This window comes from Pseudanabaena sp. 'Roaring Creek', from assembly GCF_001402795.1.
GTDB lineage: Bacteria > Cyanobacteriota > Cyanobacteriia > Pseudanabaenales > Pseudanabaenaceae > Pseudanabaena.
The window spans coordinates 1-3,896 of the sequence record NZ_LIRE01000376.1 but is presented as its reverse complement, the minus strand read 5'-3'; the positions used below and the strand labels follow the sequence as shown (position 1 = coordinate 3,896).

The window sequence follows — 3,896 nt, the reverse complement described above, 5'->3', positions numbered from 1 at the left end:
TGACTGTAGCTATATAACAAGCTAAGAAATAGCTACGCCATTTTGTGATTTGGTATAACGTGAGTTCGGGATAATTTGAAACGAGCTTGGAAAAAGGGTTTGCGTAGCAAACCCTTTTTCCAAGTCCAAAAGTAAAAGCCTTGCTTAGCAAGGCTTTTACTTTTGGACTTGGAAAATTGCCAGCTTAACCCGAACTGATATTAATTATTAAAAATCTAAGGGACGATATTCTGCATGGAGTTGGGCATTAACGATAATCGCTGTAATGCTCTCCATGCTGTACTGCATCATCATGGCGATCGTCTCATCAAAATGATTTGCCTGAGAATGGGTTAGCGTAATCATCCCGATCGCATTGATACCATATATTAATGGTAAAGCGATCGCCGATCTTGCCTTATAGGGTTGATTGGGTAACTGGATCCAGCGATCGTCAGTCATTGCGTCATGGATAATGCCAATCTGACGGTGACGTAATGCCCAGCCCGCTAGTCCATCATCAATCACTTTAGAAATTACGGTGTCTTTAAGATCTCGCGTGACAGGTCCCCTTGCTAAGATACTCTCCATAATTAACCCATCTTCATCGATTAGAAAAATACTTCCTTCATCAGCTTCAGTATATTGGGTGAGAGTTTCTAAGGTATTTTTTAATGTCGTTTTAAGAATTAAACTGCCACTTACGGATTGGGCATAGGAAATAGAATTTTTGAGTAAAGTCGTCTGTAACTGGATCGCAAACTGAGCAGCTTTTAGCAATAGATGCTCTTCTAGACTATTTTGTAAAGGAATGATATTCAAAAGGCTGTGGATTGAATTCTCTTGAGTGTCGATTATTTTGGGGTTCATGCGCGGTTACGGATTGCTGCAAAAAAACAGTTTTGGGAGAGATTGCTGAAATACATCCCAGTAAATTGCTAATCGAGTACTTGTGTGCTATAAATCTTAGCCTAAATTCCCTCATGAATTGCACTTATGAATGCCACAGTAAATGCCCTCGCGAACTCATCCGAAAACATGACTAATAATCTTCAGCAGGAAATCAATTTACTTAAGGTCGATTTGGAGCAGAAGGATCTGCTAGTGCAGCAGCTTTCTGAAGAACTTTTTCGTTTGGTGAAAGGCAATACCGCTTTTTTGCCCAATGCGGAGGTTCACGAGCAGCATTCCGAGGAGATGCGATTTTTGGCAGAAAAACTTGCGATGGTCGAAAATCAACTGATGGCAACCCAAGCCCAAATCCAAGAACGCGATCGCGAAGCCGTGGAATTACGCCAGACAATCCAAGATATGAGCGATCGCAATCGGATGTTGGAGCAAGTCGTGCAAGAATTGCCCAATATTTACCGTGCTAAATTTGCCGAACGGATCGTTCCTATTAAGCAAAAGATCGAAGCACTCCAAAAGGAAAATCGCCAACTACATATCGAATTGCAAAGCCTCAGCTTCCGTTTGTCTGGTCGGACTCGTCGCCCTGCCGCCCAGCAACGCCTCGAGCTTCCTCGAGTCATCCCTGCTGTAGGTTAAAAACTGTGCTATGGGCAAGATCAGCATTTAACGCTCAGCTAACGTTGGCTTCGACTCCGCTCAGCTAACGTTGGCTTCGACTCCGCTCAGCTAACGTTGGCTTCGACTCCGTTCAGCTAACGTTGGCTTCGACTCCGCTCAGCTAGCGTTGGCTTCGACTCCGCTCAGCTAGCGTTGGCTTCGACTCCGCTCAGCTAGCGTTGGCTTCGACTCCGTTCAGCTAACGTTAGCTTCGACTCCGCTCAGCTAACGTTAGCTGAGCGAAGCCGAAGCTAGATCACGTCAGTTCGGGTTACGTTGGCAAATTTTAAAAGCCCAAAAGTATAGCTAGCTATACCTGAAATTATGCATTATGGGCTTCGCCATACTTTGCAAGGAACCAGTGACGTTTTTTTAAGGGGTATTAGAATATTTTATAAACTCTATTGTGAGATGTAATAAATCATAGATAGCAATGCTTAACCACAGACCTAGGACGCTATTGGTCTGAATTGGTTGTTTTTGTTATATTCTCAAATTAGGTGCAGACACTTATCAAAATATTTAGAGTATTAACTTTTTCGGTAGAATTAACTGGCAAGGCTATAGCTTTAGAAGTTTTTTTAGCGATCGCGATGATTGCATCAGTAATCGTCATCACTAGTTAAAAGTAATTAAAAGTTTTTGAGCGCATTTTAAGCACATCTTAAATATAAAATTTTCGAGGAAAGTAAAGCATGAGTACCAGTAACGACACCAAGGCTGAAGGCTCTAAGCCAGAAATCGTAAAGCCCGAAGAAAAATCCTCCCGTCCCACTAAAGCTAAGGCTGAAACTGAAACAACTGTAAAAACAGGTACAGTAGATATCTCAGCTTTGGCGGTGAAAGAAGAATCTCAACCCGTCGCAGCATCAATCGAACAAAAAGGTTCATTAATTGTGACTGAAACCCTTAAGCATTATGGCGATCGCCCCATTGTTGATGGAGGCTTTCGTGCCGTTGAGTATTTCAATAGTTCGGGCGAACGTCCGATCGAGGCGAGCAAGTTAGCAATTAGCAGCACCTACACGACGATGGGCGGTCAACGTCCAATTACCAATAGCGGTGTCCATGTGACGGGTACGTTTTTCTCTTCGGGCGAACGTCCTGTCGTTGAAGATGGATTTGTAATTGTCGACAAGTTCTATATGGCGGGTGAGCGTCCTGTCGGTTCTTCAGGTTTAGTTGTAGACGAGACTTATTCCCAAATGGGAGGTACGAGACCTGTGGCTTCTAACGCGATCGACAGTGCAGGACTGATGGGTTACATCGATTAATTCTGGGAAAGCGTAAATAGCTTTTTTTAAGTATCTCAGCATAATTAAAATTCAGCGTTAAGACCTGTGGTTTATGCTGCACCAGCGCCGCAGATTTTAGGGCTTCATATTTAATTAAGCTCACTTACTTATATAAATGCAAAAAATGCAAAAGTGAAGGCGGCGCAGAGCGTCGCCTTTACTTTCTCCTAACCTTTACTGGTAATAGCTCTGGCAATGGCTATAGTTATACCAAGTTAAACAATGGCTACACCATTGCTTAACTTGAAAACCCTGACTAGGTTTAGCTTTTACTTCACAAAAGTGTTGTCATACTTTCGTGAATTGGTATTAAGGGTGTAAATTCAAAGTGGTGCGATTTTTGCGATTTTTAAGATTCTGATGGATACAAAACTGACCGCGTTAAAAGATAAGTTGTTTTCAGGTAAAGAGGCAAATCAATTACCTGCGATCGCTGAATTAGCAAATCTCGAAGCCGACTTCGGCGAAGAAGGCTTACAAATATTAGATGAATTTATTCAAGCACGTAAAGCTGCCAATACTGAAGTGTCATGGATCGATGGCAAAATCCATCAAGTTTTATTGCAGAGCAGTTTGCCAAAGGCAACCGAGTTAGTTCAAAGCCATTATGCCAATGGAGCCGTTACGTTAAAGTCAGAAAAAGCGATCGACTATCAACCAATTCAAATTTTGTTGGCAAAACAAGAATTTGAAGAAGCCGATCGCATTACTAGTAAAAAATTATGTGAGGCAGCTGGAGCAGATGCCTTGGCAAGAGGTTGGCTGTATTTTACGGAAGCAAAGTCAATTCCGATTAGCGATCTGCAAACGATCAATCAACTATGGCTAGTTTATTCTGAAGGTAAGTTTGGATTTTCCGTACAGCGCAAAATTTGGCTGAGTCTTGGTAAAGGATGGGAAAAGTTTTGGCTAAAAATTGGTTGGAAAAAAGATGGCTCCTTTACCCGCTATCCAAAGGAATTTATTTGGAGTTTGGATGCACCGAGGGGACATTTACCGCTTTCTAATCAATTACGGGGCAATAAAACTATGCAAGCAATTTTTTCGCATCCA

4 protein-coding genes are annotated in these 3,896 nt (G+C 42.2%); 3 read left to right on the top strand and 1 reads right to left on the bottom strand.

What is annotated here, in order from left to right:
• Window positions 1-207: 207 nt before the first annotated feature.
• Window positions 208-849, bottom strand: a complete 642-nt coding sequence (locus AC805_RS12790) for a GAF domain-containing protein (RefSeq protein ID WP_055075795.1) — start codon at window positions 847-849, stop codon at window positions 208-210.
• A 126-nt stretch (window positions 850-975) separates the two neighbouring features.
• Between AC805_RS12790 and AC805_RS12785 the strand changes: the two genes are divergently transcribed.
• From AC805_RS12785 to AC805_RS12775, 3 genes are all read left to right on the top strand, one after another.
• Complete coding sequence (locus AC805_RS12785; protein WP_055075794.1) at window positions 976-1,527, top strand: Npun_F5560 family protein; 552 nt, start codon at window positions 976-978, stop codon at window positions 1,525-1,527.
• Window positions 1,528-2,243: 716 nt separating this feature from the next.
• Window positions 2,244-2,822, top strand: coding sequence for a hypothetical protein (locus AC805_RS25205; RefSeq protein WP_055075793.1), 579 nt, complete (start codon window positions 2,244-2,246; stop codon window positions 2,820-2,822).
• A 381-nt stretch (window positions 2,823-3,203) separates the two neighbouring features.
• A partial coding sequence (locus AC805_RS12775; protein WP_055075792.1) for a GUN4 domain-containing protein occupies window positions 3,204-3,896 on the top strand: 693 nt, incomplete at its 3' end.